Origin of the sequence: Kitasatospora sp. NPDC090091 (genome assembly GCF_044747365.1) — a bacterium.
Taxonomy (GTDB): Bacteria; Actinomycetota; Actinomycetes; order Streptomycetales; family Streptomycetaceae; genus Kitasatospora.
The window spans coordinates 273,161-292,753 of sequence record NZ_JBIVDY010000010.1; the positions used below are offsets into that span (position 1 = coordinate 273,161).

Here is a 19,593-nt window from a genome sequence, read left to right on the forward strand (position 1 = left end):
GTAATGTCTGATTTTGCCTGCTTCGTTTCGATTTCATGCCGGGAATTCGCGAGAACCTCGAAAGTCGCCAGCGGCAGCAGGCGCTGTCAGGACCGAGCCCGCCGGGCCGCGACGGCCGCTCCGGGTCAGCCGGTTCCGGAACGGCGTCACCCCGGGCACACAGCAGGGGAGTTCGTGCGCTGATGACCATTGACCACGACAGCGTCCCGAGGCCCGGGCGGTCCCTGTCCGGACAGCGCCGGCCGGCCACCGGGCTGCTGGACCGCCCGGCCCGGTCCGCCCCGCGCAACGCCCCGCCGACCCGGCGCCACCGCCGGCCGGTCCGCTCCCGGCTCGCGCTGCCCGCCGCGCTCGCCGCGGTCGACGCCGTCGCCCTCTGCACCGCCACCGGCATCGCCAACCGCGTGCTCGACCCGGCCGTCCGGGTCGAGCCGCTGCTCGGGGTGGCCGCCCTGCTGCCGCTGCTGCTCCTGCTCAACCTGGCCGGCGGCCTCTACCGCACCAGGCTCACCCTCTCCGTCCTCGACGAACTGCCCGCGCTGGCCGTCCGCGCCGTCGTCGCCACCGCCTTCGCCGTCACCCTGGCCGGCTGCCTCGACGGCCGCTGGCCCGACAGCGGCCCGGCCACCCCGGGCCGGCTGACCGTCCTGCTCGGCACCCAACTGCTGCTCGCGGTCTGCGGCCGCGCCCTGCTCTACCACCTGGTCCGGCGGATCCGCCGCAGCCGCCCCAGCCCCGTCCTGGTGCTCGGCGCCGGCCGGCTCGGCCGCCGGGTCGCCGCCGCGCTCACCGCCCGCGGCGAGTACGGCATGCGCCCGATCGGCTTCGTCGACCCCGACCCGCCGCTGCTCTCCGGCGACACCGACCTGCCGGTGCTCGGCGGCCGCGAGGTGCTGGAGCGCGAGGTCCGCCGGCACCGGATCCACCACGTGGTGGCCACCGCCGGCGCCGCCGACGAGGCCGAGACCGCCGCCGCCCTGCGCGACGCCGCCCGGCTCGGCTGCCAGGTCTGGCTGGTCCCCGCGCTGCGCGAGTACGGCTCGCTGGCCACCGGCCGGATCCCCGGCGGCGACCAGCTCTGGGGCTTCCCCTGCCTGCGCGTCGGCCGCCCGGCGATGGGCCGCCCCGGCTGGGCGGCCAAGCGCGCGCTCGACGTCACCGCCGCCGGACTCGGCCTGATTGCCCTCGCCCCCGTGCTCGCCCTCTGCGCGCTCGCCGTCCGCTTCGACACCGGCCCCGGCGTGCTCTTCCGCCAGCAGCGCACCGGGCTCGACGGCCGGGTCTTCACCGTCCTCAAGTTCCGCACCCTGCGGCCCAGCAACGAGCACGAGTCGGCCACCCGCTGGAACATCGCCCAGGACCACCGGATGGGCACCGTCGGCAAGCTGATGCGCCGCAGCTCCCTGGACGAGCTGCCGCAGCTGTGGAACGTCCTGCGCGGCGACATGAGCCTGGTCGGCCCGCGGCCCGAACGCCCGTACTTCGTCATGCGGTTCAGCCAGGCCTACCCCGAGTACGCCGACCGCCACCGCGTCCCGGTCGGCCTCACCGGCCTCGCCCAGGTCAACGGCCTGCGCGGGGACACCTCGATCGAGGACCGGGCCCGCTTCGACAACCGCTACATCGAGAGCTGGAGCCTCTGGCAGGACGTCAAGATCCTGTGCCGCACCGCGGCCCTGATGCTCCACCCGGACGGGAGCTGAAACCGGCGTGGCCCTCCCCCTCACCGCCGTCCCCGACCCGGCCCGGGCGTTACGCCGGGCCGCAGCCGCCCTTCGGGAACGCCCCAGCCTGCTCGCCGCGGCCACCGTCCTGCTGGTCTGCGTCCCCACCGGCGAGAAGGACGTCGCCGCCGCCGTCCACGTCACCGCCGCCGACCTGGCCTCGCTCGCCCTGGTCGGCCTCACCGCGGTGCACCTCCTGCGCGGCCGCACCCCCGCGATCGGCCGGACCGCCGCTCTCCAGTTCGGCGCGGTCGTGGCCGCCGCCGCCGTCGCCACCGTCGGCTCGATCGACCCGGCCACCAGCCTCACCGGCTTCGTCCGGCTCACCCAGGTCTTCGTCCTGGTGCCCGTCGCCGTCCTCTGCTCACTGCGCGACCGCACCGACCAGCGCCTGGTGCTCGGCTCGTTCGTCGCCGCCGCGCTGATCGAGGGCGTCGTCGGCGCCGAGCAGTACCTCACCCGGACCGGCGCCTCCTACGCCGGACAGCCGATCCGGGCCGTCGGCACCTTCGGCGCGCTCGACGTCATGGCGATGTCCTCCGTGGTCGCCTACGGCCTGCTCGCGGCGCTGGCCCTCGCCCTCGGCGAGCGGGGGCCCGGCGGCAACGCCGGGCTGCGCCGGGCGATGTACGCGGCCGCCGCCTTCCTGGCCTTCCCCCTCGCCGTCTCCTTCAGCCGCGGCAGCTGGATCGCCACCGCCGCCGCCGCCGCCGTCCTGCTGCTGCGCGCCGACGCCCGGCTCGCCGTCCGCAGCGCCGTCCTCGCGACGGCCGCGGCGGTCGTCCTGGTCGGCGGTCTCGGCCTCGGCGCCTCCGGCGTCACCCAGCGGCTCAGCTCCATCGGCGCCGTCTCCGCCGCCCCCGACCAGTCCGTCTCCGACCGCTACGACCTCTGGGCCACCGCCGGGCGGATCTGGCAGGACCACCCGGTGGCCGGAGCCGGGCCCAAGGCCTTCCAGCAGCTGCGCGACAGCCACGCCCCGCTGCGGCTCTCCTCCGGCAGCGACGCCGCCGACGCCACCATCGGCTTCCGGCGCGAGCCGCTGCTCTCCCCGCACAACATGTACTTCCTGGTCCTCAGCGAGCAGGGCCTGATCGGCATCACCGCCTACGCGGTGCTCTTCCTCGGCCTGCTGCTGCGCTGCCTGCGGCGCGCGAGCGGCACCGGCCTGGCCGCGCTCGCCCTGCTGGTCTGGGTGCTGGTCGACTTCCTCTACGCGGACATCGGCGGCACCACCACCGTGCTGACCTCCGTCGTCCTCGGCCTCGCCGCCCACACCGCACACGGCCTGCGCGCCGGGAGCGGGGCGGAACGCCCCGGAGGCGGGCGATGACCACCGAACCGCCGGCCGCGCTCACCCCCGCCTTCCCCGCCCCGCGCAGCGCGCCGGCCGCCGGGCCCCCGGCCGTCGGCGACCCGCGGCACGGCTTCGTCGCCAAGGCCTTCGGCGTCACCGCCGTGCTCACCGCCGCCGGCTCCGTCCTCGGCATGCTCCGCGACCTGCTGCTCGCCACCTTCTTCGGCGCCAACCAGGGCACCGACGCCTTCCTGGTCGCCTGGACCGTCCCGGAGACGGCGGCGCCGCTGCTGATCGAGGACTGCATGGCGTTCCTGATGGTCCCGGCCTTCAGCCTCGCCCTGGTCCTGCGCGAGGAGCGTCCCGACGGCCCCGACCCGGTGCGGCAGCTGGCCCGGGCGACGCTCCCCGGACTGCTGCTGGTGCTCTGCGCGCTCACCCTCGGCGTCGTCCTCGGCGCCCGCCAGCTGGTCGGGCTGCTCGCCCCCGGGCTGGCCGACCCGGAGCTCGCCGTCACCTGCACCCGGATCACCGCCTGCACCATCCTGCCGTTCGGCCTCGCCGGCTACCTCGGCTCCGCCCTGCGCGCGCACCACAGCTTCATCGCACCGGCCGGCATCTACGTCGCGTACAACCTCACCATCCTGGCCGCGCTGCTCACCGGCCACGACCTGCTCGGGGTGGAGTCGGCCGCGATCGGGGTGGCCGCGGGGAGCCTGCTGATGGCCGCCGTGGTCGCCGTGCCGATCGGACGCCGGCTGCGCCAGGGCCGCCGCGGCCCGGCCCGGTCCCCGCTCGCCGACCAGGGCCTGGTGCTGATCCCGCTGGCCGTGCTCCCGGCGGTCGCCTTCACCCTGACCCGGCAGGCACAGGTCTTCGTCGAGCGGTACCTCGGGTCCGGACTGCCCCCGGGCAGCATCTCGCACCTGAACTACGCCGCCAAGATCTCCCAACTGGCCATGACCGTGGCGATCCTGCTGGTCACCGTGACGTTCCCGCTGGTCGCCCGCGCGCTCGCGGCCGGGGACCTGGACGCCGCCCGCGACCGGGTGGAGAAGGACCTCGGCCAGGGCGCCGCGCTCGTCCTGATCGGCACCGCCTTCCTGATGGCCTGCGCCCCCTCGGTGGTCGCCCTGCTCTTCCAGCGCGGCGCCTTCGGCCCCCGGGACGCCGCGGCCACCGCCGCCGTCATCCGGGTCTACAGCTTCGGCCTGCCCGCCCAGGCGCTGATCGGCGTGATGATCCGCCCCTACTTCTCGCTCCGCCCGGTGGTCCGCCGGGCCGGCGACCAGTGCGACGACGGAGGCCGCCGGCTGCTCGACTGGTACCCGGCCGCCGCCATGGCGCTCGGCCTCGTCGTCACCGCCGCCGTCGGCCTGGCCGCCACCGACCGCTTCGGGGCGCTCGGCCTGGCCGCCGGGAACGCGGCCGGCATCACCACCACGGCCGTGCTGCTGCTGCGCGGCCTGGTCCTGCGGGGGATCGCGCTGCGGCTGCGGCTCGTCCTCGCCGGCCACGCCCGGCTGCTGGGCGCGGCCGCCGGCGCGGCCGGCCTCGGCACCCTCGCGGCCGGGCTCGCCACCGACCCCTTGCTCTCGACCTTGCTCGGGGGCCTCACCGTGGCGCTGGCGTTCGCCGCCCTCGGCACCGTCCTCGGTGCCCGCGAGGTGCGCGGACCGGTCCTCGCCGCAGTCCGGGCCCTGAGCCCGCCAGCCGTTGCCGATGAAGGGAAGCTTCCCCATGGACGTTGAACGGGGATCGGTCCGTTCGGCCCTGTCGGGCGTGCTCCGCACGGCCGTGCCGCGCACGGTCGGCGCACTCGCCGACGCGCCGCGCACGGGGGTCCGCCGGCCGCAGGCGCAGCTTCCCGGAAGCCGCCAGCCCGCCCACGAGGCCATCGCCGCGGAGCCCTCCTCGCCGTGGATCCTGATGTACCACTCGGTGGCGGTCGAGAAGGAGGACCCGTACCAACTGACCGTCAGCCCCGAGCGGTTCGCCGAACAGATCGCCTGGCTGCACCGGCGCGGCCGGCGCGGGGTCTCGGTGCGCGAGCTGATGCGGGCCCGGGCCGCCGGGCGGGCCGACAACCTGGTCGGCCTCACCTTCGACGACGGGTACGCGGACTTCGCCCGCCACGCCGTACCGATTCTGCAGGCGTACGGCTTCACCGCCACCGCCTACGTGGTCGCCGACCTGCTCGGCCGGGCCAACGACTGGGACGTGAAGGGCCCGCGCAAGAAGCTGCTCACCGTCCAGGAGGTCACCGAACTGGCCGCCGCCGGCTGGGAGATCGGCTCGCACGGCCTCGGTCACCAGGCGCTGCCCGGCCTGCCCCCCGAAGCCCTCGCCGTCCAGACCCGGGAGAGCCGCCGGGCCCTGGAGGAGGTCGTCGGCGGCCCGGTCACCGGTTTCTGCTACCCGTACGGCGCGGTCGACCTGCCGGCCACCCTGGCCGTCCGCGACGCCGGCTACGACTACGCCTGCGCCATCGCGCACTCCCCGCTCACCGGCCGGTACGCGCTGCCGCGCTGCTACGTCGGCGACCGCGACGGCGCCTGGCGGCTGCGCGCCAAGCGCGGCCGGCACCACCTCCGCGACACCGTCACCGAGCTGCGCCGCAGCCGCCTCGCGGGCCGCCTCGACCGCAGGGCCCGGCTCGACCCGGCGGCCCGGCCCGAGCGCCCCGGGGGCGAGCCCCGCCCCGAGCCGAAAGGGCGCGCCGCTGCCGAGAGCGACGAGCGACCGGGGAGCGCAGCGACCGCAGGAGGGTGGGGGCACCTCCCGGCCGCCGGGCTGGGGGAGAGCGTCGGCAGTGGGTCCGAGCGCCCTGGAGGCGAGCGGGCGAGTCACAGCAGCACCAGCACGAGCACCAGCACCAGCACCAACAACAGTGCCGGGAGCGCCCGATGAGAGTGCTGCACATCGTCACCGGGCTCGCCTCCGGCGGTGCCGAGCGGCAGCTGCAACTGCTGCTCCGGCACCTCCCCGCCCACCAGCACTGCGAGGTGGCCGCGCTGACCAACCCCGGCGCGGTGGCCACCGCGCTGCGCGCCGAGGGCGTCACCGTCCACCACCTGGCGATGCGCGGCAACCGGGACCTCGGCGCGCTGCCCCGGCTGGTCCGGCTGATCCGCGCCGGCCGCTACGACCTGGTGCACACCCACCTCTACCGGGCCCAGCTGTACGGGCGGCTGGCCGCCCGGCTCGCCGGGGTCCGGGCGGTGGTCTCCACCGAGCACTCGCTGCACGCCGGGGTGATCGAGGGCCGTCCGGTCACCCGCGGGGTCAAGGGCCTCTACCTCGCGGCCGAGCGGCTGGGCACCACCACCGTCGCGGTCTCCCGCCAGGTCGCCCAGACCCTGCACGGCTGGGGCGTCCCGCCGGCCCGGATCGAGCTGATCCCGAACGGCATCGACACCGCCCGCTACCACCGCCCGGACGCCGACCGGGCCGCCGACCGGGCCCGGCTGCGGGCCGAGCTCGGCCTCCCGCCGGGGAGCTGGGTGGTCGGCGGCGTCGGCCGGCTGGTCCCCGGCAAGCGCTTCCACGTCCTGGTGGAGGCGCTGGCGGAGCTGGACGGCGCGGCCCGTCTGGTGCTGGTCGGCGACGGCCCCGAGCGGGCCGCCCTGGAGCGGCGGGCCGCCGAACTCGGCGTCCGGGAGCGCCTGCTGCTCACCGGCGAGCGCGACGACGTCCCCGAACTCCTCGCCGCGCTCGACGTGCTGGCCGCCCCCTCGACCGCGGAGACCTTCGGCCTCGGCGTGCTGGAGGGCCTGGCGGCCGGCCTCCCGGTCCGCCACAGCGCCTGTCCGGCGCTGGACGAACTGCCGCCCACCGCCGCCCCGCAGGCCCGCCGGATCCCCTCCGACGCCGCCGCCTACGCCGCGGCGCTGCGCGACCTGCGCCACCTCAACGACCACAGCACCGACCCGCTGCCCCGGCCGCCGGCCGTCGGCCACTACGACATCGCCCGGGTGGCCGCGGCCCTCGGCGCCCTCTACGACCGCCTGGCCGCCGCCTGAGCCGCCGGCGTCCGAACCGCCGGCGTCCGAACCGTCGAACCGTCGGGCCGTCGGCCGGGCGGCCCGCACATCCAAGGAGCACCCCATGTCCGAACCGCGCCGAAGCGCCCGAAGCCTGGCCCGCCGTTGGTGGCCGGTCGCCCTCGCGGTGCCGCTGGGCGCCGCCGCCGGCGCCGGGTACGCCGCGGTGGCCCCGCCCTCGTACGCCGCCAACTCCTATGTGATCGTGGTGCCGCAGAACCCGGGGGAGAGCGCGACCGCGGTCAACTTCGCCCAGGCGTACGGCCGGTTGGCCGGGCAGCCGCAGGTGCTCGCGGCCGCCGCGGCGGACACCGGCCACACCCGCGCCGAGCTGGAGGCGCTGGTGCACGGCACCACCTCGCCGGACGCGCCGATGATCGAGATCACCGGGACCGGTGGCAGCCCGCGCGAGGCGGTCGACGCGGCCGACGCGGTGGCGGGCTCGCTGGTCTCCTTCGCCAACGCCAGCAGCAAGGAGACCGGCGTCCGGCTGGTCCCGCTCGCGCCCGCCGCCGAGCCGGACAGGCCGACCACCCCCTCGGCGCAGCTGGACGTGGCGGTGGGCGGTGCGGCGGGCCTGCTCATCGGGGCCCTGGTGATGATGACCCGCCGCCGCGGCGGAGGCGCGCCCGAGCCGGCCGCCGCGGTGGCCGAGCCGGTGGCCGCCGTCCCGGCGCCGGCCGCCCCCGGCCTGCGGGCCGCGATGGCGGCGGCGGAGCGGGCCGCGGAGCGCAGCGCCCCGGAGCAGGCCCCGGAGAAGGCCGCCCCGGCCAAGGCCCCTGCTCCGCAGAAGTCCGCCGCCGGGGGCGGGCGATGAGCACCGAGGCCCGGGCCACTCCGGGCCCGCCCGGTCAGGCCGGTCCGCCGCGCTGGAGCACCGAGCTGCACCGGGAGGACGACGCCCTCGACGCCCTCGCCGAGGAGTGGGACGACCTGGCCGCCCGCTGCCGGACCGCCACCTTCTTCCAGGCCGCCGCCTGGCAGCGTTCCTGGTGGCGCCAGTACGGCAGCCCCGGGGGCCTGCTGGTGGTACTGGTCCGCCGGGACGGCCGGCTGGTCGGCGCGGGCGCGTTCCGGGGCCGCGGCGGTCCGCTCGGCGGCCTGACCGGGCTGGGCGGCGGCCTGGCCGACTTCACCGACGTCCTGCTCGACGACGACTGCGCCGACCGGGCCGCCGCCGAGTTCGCCGCCGCCCTCCCGCTCACCCGCCCCTGGCACACCCTGGAGCTGCGCGAGGTGCACCCGGAGGCCGCCGTGCAGCGGGTGTACGCGCACTGGACCGGCCGCCGCCGGCGGTTCGACGACTCGATCTGCCAGTACCTGCCGGGCGTGCCGATGGACGAGCTGCTGAAGCGGCTGAAGGGCAAGACCGCGCAGCGCAACCGGGTGAAGCAGCGCAGGATCGCCGAGGCCGGGGTCGAGGTCAGCACGACGCCGCCGGAGGAGGTGCCGCAGGCGCTCGCCGAGCTGCTGCGGCTGCACTTCCTGCAGTGGCAGGAGCGCGGCGTCACCCCGGAGCACCGCACCGAGCGGTTCGCCCGCCACCTGGCCGACTCCACCACGGGCCTGGTCGCCGGCGGCCTGGCCGTCGTGCACCGCTTCCGGCTGGACGGCGAGCTGGTCGCGGTCAACGTGCTGCTGCTCTGTCCGGCCTTCAGCGGCCTCTACCTGTACGGCGCGCACCCGAAGCTGCGCGAGCGGCTCGACATCGCCGGGCTGCTGTTCGGCGCGGCGCTGGACGAGACGGTCGCGGCCGGCATCCCGGTGATAGGCCTGCTGCGCGGCCAGGAGCCGTACAAGCAGCGCTGGCGCCCGGACCCCCTGCCGAACCAGCGGCTGCTGTTCGGCCCGCGGGGACCGGCCCCGGCGCTCACCGCGCGGGTGGGCGCGGTGCGGGCCCGCCAGGCCGCGGTGCACCTGTTGGACGACCGGATGCCCGGACTCAAGCAGGTGCTGCTGGCCCGCCGCCGGAGCTGACCGGCGGCCGCCCGCCTCAGCGCCGGGCCGGCCGGCTGCTCGGTGCCGGTTCGGCGGAGGCGGAGGCGGAGGTGGAAGCGAGGGCGGAGTCGGAGGCCGAGGGCGAGGAGGCCGCGGTCGCGGTGGCCGACGGCGGGGCCGGAGCCGTCGCCGCGGGAGAGGGCGGTGCGGTCGGGGAGGCCGGCGCGGCCGGGGACGGGGCAGGGGTGATCTTCGGGGCGGGTGCCGGGGGCGTCGGCTGCGAGCCGGCCGGCGCCCCCTTCGAACCGGTCATCAGCTGCTTGAACAGGGCGCTGGAGCGCGGATTCTGCCCGCACTGCCAGAAGCCGTGCGGGCAGTAGTCGGTGACGGTCTGGTAGCTGGTGTCGTGGGTGCGGATCCACTCCACCATCCGCTGGACGAACTGCGGGTTGTCGCCGTTGCGGAACAGCCCCCACTCCGGGTAGGAGACCGGCTTGCCCCGCTTGGCCGCGAACTCGACCTGGTCCTGCAGCCCGTACGGCTCGCGCACGTAGTCGTCGAAGGTGGCGCCGGCGGGCTGGTCGTAGCTGTCCATGCCGATGATGTCGACCACGTCGTCCCCGGGGTAGCACTTGGTCCACGGGATCGCGTCCAGCCCCCGGTTCGGGGCGAAGTCGAAGCGGAACCGCTGCCCGGGCACCGAGCGCATCACCGAGACGATCCGCCGCCAGTACGCCTTCCACGCCGTGGGATCGGGCTTGCAGCGGTGGGTGTAGGTGACGCCGTTCATCTCCCAGCCGAGGGTGAGCACGGTGTCCGCCCCGCCGAGCGCGACCAGCCGCCGGGCGAGTCTGAGGAAGTGCTGGTCGAAGTCGCCCCGCGCCCCCTGTCCGAGCAGCCGGGCCACCTCGCCGTCCGGGACGCCGGCCTCGTTGGGCACCAGCATCGGCACGCCGAGGACGAGCGTCCGGGACGGGTCGGCCAGCCGCCACTGCGACCAGAGGCCGAGCACCACGGGCTCGCCCTCGATGTCCGCCCAGCTGTTGCCGGCCAGGTAGGTGTGGCCGACCTGCAGGTTGGCGTTGCCCAGCCACTGCGCGTACCGGCCGATCTGCGGGATGTACCTGTCCCAGGAGCCGACGAAGGCGCCGAACGGCGGCTCGTGGCTCGGCCGCTGGACGACCGGCCGGGGCGCGGCGCCGCGCGGCTGGAAGGCGTCGGAGGAGAGGCTGTGCCGTTCCGTCTGGCTGAGCGGGGTCCCGGCGGGGACGCTGGCCGTGGTCAGCAGCAACAGGGCGGCGGCGGCCAGCGCCAGGCGGCCGATTCGCATGGTCTCTCCTCCGGGCTCCACGGGGGCGCGGGGCCGGGTGGACGGACCGTGGTGCCCCGTGCGCCGACAGTAGGCCCGGCGGGGGAGGATTAAGCAGAATGTCACCCTAAAGTGGGCGATATTCGAACGCCGTCCGCCGCAACCGCGTCGTGTATCACCTCTGTAACAGTCCTCCCGGCCGCGGGGGCGCTACCCGGCCCGCCCGCCGGAGGGCCGGTCGGCGCAGCGGCGGCCCCGACGGCGCAGGTCGGCGGGCGGGTCGGGACGAAGGTCGCGAATCGGCTGCGTACGGTCCCGCCGTCCGGACGGACGGCCGAGTCCGGCTGACTCGCGCGGGTGGTGAAAGGTACGCTCCGCCCGTGTCCTGGAAGCCGCTGCGTGTACTCACCCCCCGATCGATCCTCCCTGCCCTGGCGGTGCTGCTGGTCCTTGTGGCGGGCGCGGCCGCGCACGCCAACAAGCCGGTTCCGTTCGGGGACCGGGTCGCCGGGCCGGGCGGCGCGGAGGCGAGCCCGGTCAACGCGCAGTCGGTCAGCGCGGCCGATCTGGAGCTGAAGGTCGGCCCCGGCCTGGAGGCGTACGACCGCGCCACCGGTGAGCACACCTGGTCCTACCGGCGCGAGGGCGCCACCGCGCTGTACCTGTCGATGGCGGGCGAGAGCGCCGTGGTGGTCTGGGACGACGGTCTGGTGACCTCGGCCCGGCCGGGCGACCGGGAGGTCCGCTGGCACCGTGCGGTGCCCGGCCTGGCGGACTGGCTGCGCGGCGAGGGCGAGCCGGGCGCCGACAAGCGCACCGAGGAGCAGCGCCGGCAGCTGGCCACCGAGCGCGCCGCCGCGGCCCTGCACACCGTCCAGCAGTCCTCGCCCTGGGTGGCGGTGGTCACGCCGAACCTGACCATGGGCTTCCGCGACGCCGACGGCGACCTGCGCTACAACTCCAAGCCGGCCGGCAACTGCCTCTACGACCCGACCCGCACGGTGGGCACCGACTACGCCGTGCTGGTCCCGCGCAGCTGCACCAACAGCAGCGGCCAGCAGGTCTCCGGCGGCATCTCCGGCTACCGGCTGGACAGCACCGGCTGGCAGCTCAACGCCGGTCCGGCGGTGGCGCTGAAGCCGCTGGACGGCCGCCGGGTGCTGATCTCGGACGGCCCGATCGTCGGCCCCAAGGTGTTCGACACCAAGGCCGCCGCTCCGGAGTCGGCCTGCGGCAGCGCGGCCGAGCCGTTCGCGGCCGTCCGCCCGCAGGGCTCCTGCGCGGCCCCGGAGGCCGCCGGCGCCGAGCAGTAGCCGGTGCCGGGCCCGGTGGCACCGGGCCCGGGCAAGTACCCCCGACGGTGGTTCGCCGGGCCCTTCCGCGGGCCCGGTAGACTTGCCGCCATGGCTGTTCTCTCCGGGCACTAGCGGGCGAGCGCCGCCGCCTCGTGCGGTGAGCCGACCGCCGCGACGACGCCCCCATCCGCTGCCCAGGCCCTGTGACCCGTCCAGGGCCCGCCCACGTCCCAGGAGAAGTACCCAGCCATGATTTCCGCCAACGCCCTAGAGCTGCGCGCCGGTGCCCGGATCCTGATCGAGTCCGCGAGCTTCAAGGTCGCCCCCGGCGACCGGATCGGCCTGGTCGGGCGCAACGGCGCCGGCAAGACCACGCTGACCAAGGTGCTGGCCGGCGAGGGCCTGCCGGCGGCCGGTACGGTGACCCGCTCGGGCGAGGTCGGCTACCTCCCGCAGGACCCGCGCACCGGCGACCTCGACGTCCTCGCGAAGGACCGCATCCTCTCCGCGCGCGGCCTCGACACCGTGCTGAAGAAGATGCGCGAGAACGAGGACCGGATGGCCAACGGCAAGGGCGCCACCCGGGACAACGCGATGAAGAAGTACGCCCGGCTGGAGACCGAGTTCCTCACCAAGGGCGGGTACGCCGCCGAGGCCGAGGCCGCCACCATCGCCGCCGCGCTGGGCCTGCCGGACCGCATCCTGGGCCAGCAGCTGCACACCCTCTCCGGTGGTCAGCGCCGCCGCGTCGAGCTGGCCCGGATCCTCTTCTCCGACTCCGACGTGCTGCTGCTCGACGAGCCCACCAACCACCTCGACGCCGACTCGATCGCCTGGCTGCGGGACTTCCTGAAGACCTACAAGGGCGGCTTCATCGTCATCTCGCACGACGTCGACCTGGTCGAGACGGTCGTCAACAAGGTCTTCTACCTGGACGCCAACCGCTCCGCCATCGACGTCTACAACATGGGCTGGAAGCAGTACCAGCAGCAGCGCGAGGACGACGAGAAGCGCCGCAAGCGCGAGCGGGCCAACGCGGAGAAGAAGGCCGCGACCCTGAACGCGCAGGCCGACAAGATGCGCGCCAAGGCGACCAAGACGGTGGCCGCGCAGAACATGGCCCGCCGCGCCGAGAAGCTGCTCTCCGGCCTGGACCAGGTCCGGCAGAGCGACAAGGTCGCCAAGCTGCGTTTCCCGGACCCGGCCCCCTGCGGCAAGACCCCGCTGACCGCCAGCGACCTCTCCAAGTCCTACGGTTCGCTGGAGATCTTCGCCGGCGTGGACCTGGCGATCGACCGCGGCTCGCGCGTCGTCGTACTGGGCCTCAACGGCGCCGGCAAGACCACCCTGCTGCGGATGCTGGCCGGGGTGGAGCAGCCGGACACCGGTGAGGTGATCCCGGGCCACGGCCTGAAGATCGGTTACTACGCCCAGGAGCACGAGACCCTGGACCCGGACCGCACGGTGCTGGAGAACATGCGCTCCTCGGCGCCCGACACCGACCTGGTGCAGATCCGGAAGATCCTCGGCTCCTTCCTGTTCTCCGGCGACGACGTCGACAAGCCGGCCGGGGTGCTCTCCGGCGGTGAGAAGACCCGGCTCGCGCTGGCCTCGCTGGTGGTCTCCAGTGCCAACGTGCTGCTGCTCGACGAGCCCACCAACAACCTCGACCCGGCCAGCCGCGAGGAGATCCTCGGGGCGCTGCGCGAGTTCTCCGGCGCCGTCGTGCTGGTCACCCACGACGAGGGCGCGGTCGACGCGCTCCAGCCGGAGCGGATCATCCTGCTGCCGGACGGCGTGGAGGACCTGTGGAGCCCGGCGTACGCCGACCTGGTCTCGCTCGCCTGACCTGACCGGTAGACGCGTGGTCCCCTCTTTGGACCAGAAAATCTAGTCCTTACGGCGTGTCCGGGAATGAAGAGGTCCTGGATTCCGTTTAAGGAGCTTCCGTCGGCCCGCCACTCGATCGTGGTCGGGCCGACGCTGCTGATCAGCTCTTTCGCGGCGAACGGCGGAAGCCGCCCGGGGGCGTGCACTCTGCGTGAGCGCCCTTGTGCGCTCGGATCACCACCGAATGACCACGCATTCCCGACATCGACCTTGCCGAATGGGTGGCCAGGACGCTGTGGATGGGTGATCATGGGAATCTGACCGAGCAACGCTACGAGGAGGCACGGGTGGCCGAGACTCTGAAAAAGGGCAGCCGGGTGACCGGTGCCGCGCGTGAGAAGCTCGCGGCCGATCTCAAGAAGAAGTACGACTCCGGGGCGAGCATTCGCGCTCTCGCGGAGGAGACCGGTCGCTCGTACGGCTTCGTGCACCGGATGCTGAGCGAGTCCGGAGTGATCCTCCGGGGCCGCGGTGGTGCCACGCGGGGCAAGAACAAAGCTACTGCTGGAGCGAGCTCCTGACGATCCGTCAGTCCGTTGACGGATGACTCGGCGGCAGGGCGCCGACCGGGGATGCGGCGGTTGTTCGTCCGTCCTCGGCCCGTGCGAACCGGCCGCCGATCGTCATGTCCGCCGACGCCCCGGGCGGACGCCCTTTCCTTTCCTCCATCGGTGTGCGCCACCGCCCTGCCGTCGCGCGCCCGGTTTTGTTACTCTCCGGTAGCCAAGTCCCTCGCCATCGGAGGTCCCCGCATGACCGCCCCCGCCACCGACCCGCAGGCCTCCCCCTGGGAGCAGGACGGCGTCCGTCTGGAGATCGACGGCGAGCTCGCCGTCGTCACCCTCTGTCAGCCCAAGCGGCGCAACGCCCAGTCGCCCGCGATGTGGCGCGCCCTGAGCTCCGTCGGCCGCGAACTGCCCGGCAGCGTCCGGGTGGTGCTGCTGCGCGGTGAGGGCGTCTCCTTCTCGGCCGGCCTGGACCGGGCGATGTTCACCGCCGAGGGCATCCCCGGCGAGCGCAACTTCCTCCAGCTGGCCGCCGCCGAGGACAAGGACCTCGACGAGACCATCGCCTCCTACCAGGAGGCCTTCACCTGGTGGCGCCGCCCCGACCTGGTGTCGATCGCGGCCGTCCAGGGCCACGCCGTCGGCGCGGGCTTCCAGCTCGCCCTCGGCTGCGACCTGCGGGTGGTCGCCGACGACGTCCAGTTCTCCATGAAGGAGACCTCGCTCGGCCTCGTCCCCGACCTGGCCGGCACCAAGCCGCTCACCGAACTCGTCGGCTACGCGCGGGCGCTGGAGATCTGCGCCACCGGCCGCTGGGTCGGCGCCGAGGAGGCCGCGGCCATCGGGCTGGCCAACCTGGCCGTCCCCGCCGCGGAGCTGGACGCCGCCGCCCGCGACCTCGCCGCCGCACTGCTGGCCGCCCCGCGCAGCGCCGTCATCGAGACCAAGGCGCTGCTCCAGGGCGCCGGCGGCCGCTCCTACGACGAGCAGCGTTCCGCCGAACGGGTGGCGCAGGCCCGTCGGCTGCGCGACCTGGCCGGCATCGGCGACTGACCGCCGCCGCCCGCCGAAGGCCCGGCTCCGGGGAACTGCCCCCGGAGCCGGGCCTTCCGCCGTCCGGGCCCGCGTCCGGCGGTCCTCCGGGGGCGCGGATCGTGGCGAAATGCCAGAGTTGGAGTGATTTGCGATATAGCTGGAGCCGTACGACGGGAGAAGCGCCCATGCCTGACACTCCGACGCCTGCCACCCTTCACAAGGCCGCCCCGACAGCCACCCCCGCCGCGATGCCTTCCAGCAGCGGGAGCAGCAGGCCGCACGCCGAGCGCGGCCGCACCGCGATGGCCGTCGGCGTGGTCGAGAAGATCGCCGGCATGGCCGCCCGCGAGGTCACCGGCATCCACGCCCTCGGCTCGGGCCTCGCCCGGACCTTCGGCGCGATGCGCGACAAGGTGCCCGGCGGCAGGTCCAGCATCGGGCGCGGCATCAAGGCCGAGGTGGGCGAGAAGCAGACCGCCATCGACATCGCGCTGGTCGTCGAGTACGGCGCGGTCATCCCCGAAGTGGCCCACCAGGTGCGGGAGAACATCATCGACGCGGTCGAGCGGTTGACCGGTCTCGAAGTCGTCGAGGTCAACATCGCGGTCAACGACGTCCACCTCCCCGACGAGCCGGAGGTCGAGGAGGAGGAAGAGGCGAGCATTCCGTCCGGACAGCGGCCCAAGTTGAAGTAGCCCGCCGGTGGGGCGGGGCACAGCGGAAGACGAGGTGGAGTGGATGAACCTGGCCGTTCTCGGCCTCGCGGTGGGAATGGCCCTCGGCTTCGCCGGCTATTTCGGCGGGTTCGCGGCGTTCCTGCTGGTGGCCGCGCTGGGCGCGGTCGGCTTCGTGGCCGGGCGGCTGCTGGAGGGTGACATCGACCTCGGCGACCTCGGTGACCTGTTGCGCGGCCGCGACCGGCGCCGCTGATGGCGGCGCTCGCCACCCCCTCCGCCGGTCCCGCCCGCCGGGAACCCGGAGCACGCGGCCGGCTGCGGATCGCCGACCGGGTCTACGCCCGGATCGCCGCCCGGGCCGCTCGTGACGCGCTCGCCGACGCGTGGCGCGGGCGGGCGCAGCGCGGCGGGCCGCCGAAGGTCTCGGTCTCGGCGCCGGGCTCCACCGTCAGCGTCCGGGTCTCCGTCGACCTGCCCTTCCCCGCCGACCTCGCGGCGCTCGCCCGCACCGTGCGGGAGCGGATCACCGCGCAGGTGGGCGCGCTGACCGGGACCCGGGTCACCGAGGTGGTGGTGGTCGTCGAGCGGCTGGTGGCCGGGGGAGGGGCATGACCGGGCAGCCGCCCGGGGACCGGCCGGACGGCACTCCGCCCGCCGCAGGCGGGGTCCCGTCCGCTCCGGGCGAGCCGGAGCACGTCGAGCCCGGGGAGTCCGGTGAGTCCGGTGGGCCGGGCGAGGGCGGTGGGCCCGCCGGGGCGGAGCCCGCGCCGGAGCCGGAACCCGAGCCGGTCAGGGTGCCCAGGCTGCGGGCGCCGCGGACGGCCGCGGCCGCGGTGGTCGCCACCGCGGTCCTGGTGCTCGGCGTCGCACTGCTCTACGACGCGATCGCCGTGCGGACCGGGCACCCCGCGCGTCGCTGGCGCGCCGAAACGGCCGACGAACTGGCCACCCGGCACCTCGACGACACCTGGGTGCTGCTCGGCGCCGGGGTCGCCGTGCTGCTCGGCGGCTGGCTGCTCTGGCTCGCCTTCGCCCCCGGGCTGCGCCGCTGGCTCCCGCTGCGTCCGCGGGGTGACACCACCGCCGCCATCGACAAGGCCGGGGTCCGCATCCTGCTGTTGGACCGGGGTGCCGGGCTGCCGGGGGTGGACCACCTGACCGTCCAGGTCGGCCGCCGCCGGGCGAAGGCCACCCTCGTGGGCCCCGCCGATCCGGCGAGCGTGCAGCGGCAGCTGCGCGAGGAGCTGGCGAGGGTCACGCTGGCCAACCCCCTGCGACTGGACGTCCGGACCGGGGGACACCGGGGGCACGGCGGAGCGCAGGACATCGAGCCCGGCGGCGGGCCCGGTGGCGGGTCTGCTGCCGGTGGTGAGCCCGGCGCGGGCGCCGGTCCCGCCGCCCCCGGTCCTGCCGCGCCCGGGCCGGGGGCATCCCCGTCGGGGGCGTCGGCGTCCGGGACCTTCGGGACGTCCGGGGAGTCCGGGACGGGAGGGGCCGAGTGAACCGCGCGACCGTCAACCGGGTGCTGCTGGGCGTGGCCGGAATCGTGCTGCTCGCCGTCGGGCTGCTGGTGCTGGCTGGCGGCCTCGACCTGTACGGGCATCTGGGGGCCGACCCGCCGAGCTGGTGGCCGCTGGCCTCACCGGACCAGCCGGTGGTGAGCGCCCGGTCGCGGACCCGCTGGGTCGACGAGGAGTGGTGGTGGCCGGTGGTGATCGGCGGCCTCGCCCTGGCGGTGGCCGGATCGGCCTGGTGGCTCCTCGCCCAGCTGCACCGCAGCGGCCCGGCGACCATCCTCGTGCCGACCCCCGGCTCGCGGGGCCTGCGGCTGCGGCTGCGCACCCGGGCGCTGGAGGACGTGCTGGAGACCGGCACGGTCGCGCTCCCGGAGGTCGGCCGCACGAAGGTGTGGCTGATCCGCGGACCGGGCCGGCCGCGGCTGCGGGTGGTGGTCCGGCTGACCCCGGGCGGTGATCCGGCGGCGCTGGTCGAGCACTTCGAGACCGGTCCGCGCACCGACGCGCGGACCAGCCTCGGCCTCCCCGAGCTCCACGCCGAGCTGCGGGTCACGGTGGCGCGGGCGAAGCCGCCGGCCGCCCGGACACGCGGCGGCCGGCGGAAGCACCCGAGGGTGACCTAGCCCGCGAGCCGGTGTCAGAGGCCGCGCAGCGCGCCGCCGTCGACCGGGACCATCACACCGGTCAGGTAGGAGGCGGCGGGGGAGAGCAGGAAGGCGGCGACCTTGCCGAACTCCTCCGGGGTGCCGTAGCGGCCGAGCGGGATCAGGGCGCTGTTCCGCTCGCGGGCGGCGTCGGCGTCCCCGCCGAGGGCGTCCAGCTCGCGCACCCGGTCGGTGTCGATCCGGGCCGGCAGCAGGCCGACCACGCGGATCCCGCGCGGGCCCAGCTCGTCGGCGAGCGACTTGGCGGCCATCGCCAGGCCGGGGCGCAGGCCGTTGGAGATGCCGAGGCCGGCGATGGGCTGGCGGACCGAGCCGGAGAGCACGAAGCCGATCACCCCGCCCTCGCCGAGTGCGTCGGCCGCGGCGCGGGCGATCCGCAGGGCGCCGAGGAAGACCGACTCGAAGGCGTCGCGCCAGGCGTCCTCGGCGGTCGCCACCACCGGGCCGGCCTGCGGGCCGCCGACGCTGATCAGCACGCCGTCCAGGCGGCCGAACCGTTCGGCGGCCGCGGCCAGGAGGCGGCCGGCGGCCTCGGGGTCGGCGTTGTCGGCCACCGTGCCGTGCGCGGTGCCGGGGCCGCCGAGGGCGTCGAGCTCGGCGACGGCGGCGTCGACGGTCTCCTTGTTCCGGCCGCTGACCAGCACCTTGGCGCCGTCGGCGGCCAGTTCGCGGGCGGCGGCGAAACCGAGGCCGCGGCTGGCGCCGGTGACCACGTACACCTTGTCCTTCAGTCCGAGATCCATGGGCCCATCCTGCCGGTAGGCGGGCGGACGGGGTAGGGGCGGAAGGTGGACGCGCCGGCGCGTGGCGGCGGTGGCGCGAGGCGGTGCCGGTCGTCAGTGGCCGAAGTTGTTCGGTGAGTGGCTGAAAGTTGACGACAGAACAAAGTTAGGGAAACCTACCCTTGCTTAGCCCACCCTTACCCCCCCGAACGCGGAGCACCGTCATGCCCAAGTACCACGCCACCGTCCCGGCTCAGGGGGGAGCCGCGGACATCTCGGAGGATGCGCAGCGCAGACTCCGGCTCGCCGGAGCCGTCGCCGCCGTCCTGCTGGTCTGGGGGGCCAGCGCCTGGACCGCCGCGCACCTGCACACCGACCCGGCGCTGCACACGGTGGCCCTGTTCCTGCACCTCGCCGCCCTGGTGGTGGGCTTCGGCGCGGTGCTGGCGATCGACTACTACGGCCTGCTCTGGATGCTCGGCCGCCGCACGCTGCGTCAGGTGGTGGACTTCACCGCCCCGCTGCACGTCCCGGTCTGGGGCGGGCTGACCGGGCTGGTGCTCAGCGGCGTGCTGCTGGAGCCGCAGCTCTCCTCCGGGCTGACCCAGGTGAAGCTGGGGCTGGTCCTGCTGATCGCGCTCAACGGGGTGTACGCGAGCACCCTGCACCGCCGGCTGGAGGAGTACGAGGGGATCCGCCCGCCGGCCCGGCTGCTGGCCCGCGGCGCCGTCTCGGCGACGGTCTCGCAGGCCGGCTGGTGGGGCGCCGTCCTGATCGGCTTCTACAACACCCAGCACTGACGCGCGGCACCGCGACTCCCGGCACCGACGCTCGGCCCCGACATCCGACGCTCGGCCCCGACATCCGACGCCCGACGCCCGGCCCCGGCATCCGGCCCCGCCACCCGGCACCCGGCGGGGCCGGGCGTCGGACGTGCTGGCCTTGACGTCCGCGTGAAGGTCTACCGTCGTTCCC

Annotated in this window: 19 protein-coding genes; 17 read left to right on the forward strand and 2 right to left on the reverse strand. The window is 75.3% G+C overall.

What is annotated here, in order from left to right; genetic code table 11:
- Nucleotides 1-182: 182 nt before the first annotated feature.
- From ACIPSC_RS19750 to ACIPSC_RS19780, 7 genes are all read left to right on the forward strand, one after another.
- Nucleotides 183-1,703: a sugar transferase gene (locus tag ACIPSC_RS19750; protein ID WP_400827119.1), complete on the forward strand. Its 1,521-nt coding sequence runs from the start codon at nucleotides 183-185 to the stop codon at nucleotides 1,701-1,703.
- Nucleotides 1,704-1,710: 7 nt separating this feature from the next.
- Entirely contained in the window at nucleotides 1,711-3,057 is a 1,347-nt protein-coding gene (locus ACIPSC_RS19755; RefSeq protein WP_400827120.1) for an O-antigen ligase family protein, read from the forward strand.
- A complete protein-coding gene (locus ACIPSC_RS19760) occupies nucleotides 3,054-4,772 on the forward strand; it encodes a lipid II flippase MurJ (RefSeq protein ID WP_400827121.1) in 1,719 nt (572 codons plus the stop codon). Before ACIPSC_RS19755 ends, ACIPSC_RS19760 begins: the two co-directional genes overlap by 4 nt.
- Nucleotides 4,762-5,931 (forward strand): polysaccharide deacetylase family protein, encoded by a 1,170-nt coding sequence (locus ACIPSC_RS19765; protein WP_400827122.1) that lies wholly within the window; start codon nucleotides 4,762-4,764, stop codon nucleotides 5,929-5,931. Before ACIPSC_RS19760 ends, ACIPSC_RS19765 begins: the two co-directional genes overlap by 11 nt.
- Nucleotides 5,928-7,043, forward strand: a complete 1,116-nt coding sequence (locus tag ACIPSC_RS19770; protein ID WP_400827124.1) for a glycosyltransferase — start codon at nucleotides 5,928-5,930, stop codon at nucleotides 7,041-7,043. The genes ACIPSC_RS19765 and ACIPSC_RS19770 overlap by 4 nt, the downstream gene beginning before the upstream one ends.
- A gap of 85 nt (nucleotides 7,044-7,128) precedes the next feature.
- On the forward strand, nucleotides 7,129-7,881 hold the full coding sequence (locus tag ACIPSC_RS19775) for a Wzz/FepE/Etk N-terminal domain-containing protein (RefSeq protein WP_400827125.1): 753 nt from the start codon (nucleotides 7,129-7,131) through the stop codon (nucleotides 7,879-7,881).
- Nucleotides 7,878-9,041, forward strand: a complete 1,164-nt coding sequence (locus tag ACIPSC_RS19780; RefSeq protein ID WP_400827127.1) for a GNAT family N-acetyltransferase — start codon at nucleotides 7,878-7,880, stop codon at nucleotides 9,039-9,041. The genes ACIPSC_RS19775 and ACIPSC_RS19780 overlap by 4 nt, the downstream gene beginning before the upstream one ends.
- 16 nt (nucleotides 9,042-9,057) lie before the next feature.
- Here ACIPSC_RS19780 and ACIPSC_RS19785 read toward each other — a convergent pair whose 3' ends face one another.
- Nucleotides 9,058-10,332 carry a glycoside hydrolase family 26 protein gene (locus ACIPSC_RS19785; protein ID WP_400827128.1) on the reverse strand — a complete coding sequence of 425 codons (1,275 nt, stop codon included), beginning with the start codon at nucleotides 10,330-10,332 and terminating at the stop codon, nucleotides 9,058-9,060.
- A gap of 359 nt (nucleotides 10,333-10,691) precedes the next feature.
- Here ACIPSC_RS19785 and ACIPSC_RS19790 point away from each other — a divergent pair, with 359 nt between their 5' ends.
- The 9 genes from ACIPSC_RS19790 (at nucleotide 10,692) to ACIPSC_RS19830 (ending at nucleotide 17,854) form a co-directional block, all read left to right on the forward strand.
- Nucleotides 10,692-11,624 carry a hypothetical protein gene (locus ACIPSC_RS19790; protein ID WP_400827130.1) on the forward strand — a complete coding sequence of 311 codons (933 nt, stop codon included), beginning with the start codon at nucleotides 10,692-10,694 and terminating at the stop codon, nucleotides 11,622-11,624.
- A gap of 231 nt (nucleotides 11,625-11,855) precedes the next feature.
- Complete coding sequence (gene abc-f, locus ACIPSC_RS19795) at nucleotides 11,856-13,454, forward strand: ribosomal protection-like ABC-F family protein (RefSeq protein WP_400827131.1); 1,599 nt, start codon at nucleotides 11,856-11,858, stop codon at nucleotides 13,452-13,454.
- A gap of 329 nt (nucleotides 13,455-13,783) precedes the next feature.
- Nucleotides 13,784-14,017 (forward strand): helix-turn-helix domain-containing protein, encoded by a 234-nt coding sequence (locus ACIPSC_RS19800; RefSeq protein ID WP_049658450.1) that lies wholly within the window; start codon nucleotides 13,784-13,786, stop codon nucleotides 14,015-14,017.
- Between the two features lie 231 nt (nucleotides 14,018-14,248).
- The gene (locus tag ACIPSC_RS19805; protein WP_400827133.1) at nucleotides 14,249-15,055 is read left to right on the forward strand and encodes an enoyl-CoA hydratase/isomerase family protein; all 807 of its coding nucleotides are present in this window, start codon (nucleotides 14,249-14,251) and stop codon (nucleotides 15,053-15,055) included.
- Nucleotides 15,056-15,222: 167 nt separating this feature from the next.
- Nucleotides 15,223-15,732 (forward strand): Asp23/Gls24 family envelope stress response protein, encoded by a 510-nt coding sequence (locus tag ACIPSC_RS19810; protein ID WP_400827134.1) that lies wholly within the window; start codon nucleotides 15,223-15,225, stop codon nucleotides 15,730-15,732.
- A 43-nt stretch (nucleotides 15,733-15,775) separates the two neighbouring features.
- A complete protein-coding gene (locus ACIPSC_RS19815) occupies nucleotides 15,776-15,967 on the forward strand; it encodes a hypothetical protein (RefSeq protein WP_313766028.1) in 192 nt (63 codons plus the stop codon).
- Complete coding sequence (locus ACIPSC_RS19820; protein ID WP_400827135.1) at nucleotides 15,967-16,326, forward strand: hypothetical protein; 360 nt, start codon at nucleotides 15,967-15,969, stop codon at nucleotides 16,324-16,326. Before ACIPSC_RS19815 ends, ACIPSC_RS19820 begins: the two co-directional genes overlap by 1 nt.
- Nucleotides 16,323-17,216: a DUF6286 domain-containing protein gene (locus tag ACIPSC_RS19825; protein WP_400827136.1), complete on the forward strand. Its 894-nt coding sequence runs from the start codon at nucleotides 16,323-16,325 to the stop codon at nucleotides 17,214-17,216. The genes ACIPSC_RS19820 and ACIPSC_RS19825 overlap by 4 nt, the downstream gene beginning before the upstream one ends.
- On the forward strand, nucleotides 17,213-17,854 hold the full coding sequence (locus ACIPSC_RS19830; RefSeq protein WP_400827137.1) for an alkaline shock response membrane anchor protein AmaP: 642 nt from the start codon (nucleotides 17,213-17,215) through the stop codon (nucleotides 17,852-17,854). The genes ACIPSC_RS19825 and ACIPSC_RS19830 overlap by 4 nt, the downstream gene beginning before the upstream one ends.
- Before the next feature lie 14 nt (nucleotides 17,855-17,868).
- On the opposite strand, the gene ACIPSC_RS19835 is transcribed toward ACIPSC_RS19830, so the two are convergent.
- Entirely contained in the window at nucleotides 17,869-18,639 is a 771-nt protein-coding gene (locus ACIPSC_RS19835) for an SDR family oxidoreductase (protein WP_400827138.1), read from the reverse strand.
- A gap of 203 nt (nucleotides 18,640-18,842) precedes the next feature.
- Here ACIPSC_RS19835 and ACIPSC_RS19840 point away from each other — a divergent pair, with 203 nt between their 5' ends.
- Complete coding sequence (locus ACIPSC_RS19840; protein WP_400827139.1) at nucleotides 18,843-19,418, forward strand: hypothetical protein; 576 nt, start codon at nucleotides 18,843-18,845, stop codon at nucleotides 19,416-19,418.
- The last annotated feature ends 175 nt before the right edge of the window (nucleotides 19,419-19,593 follow it).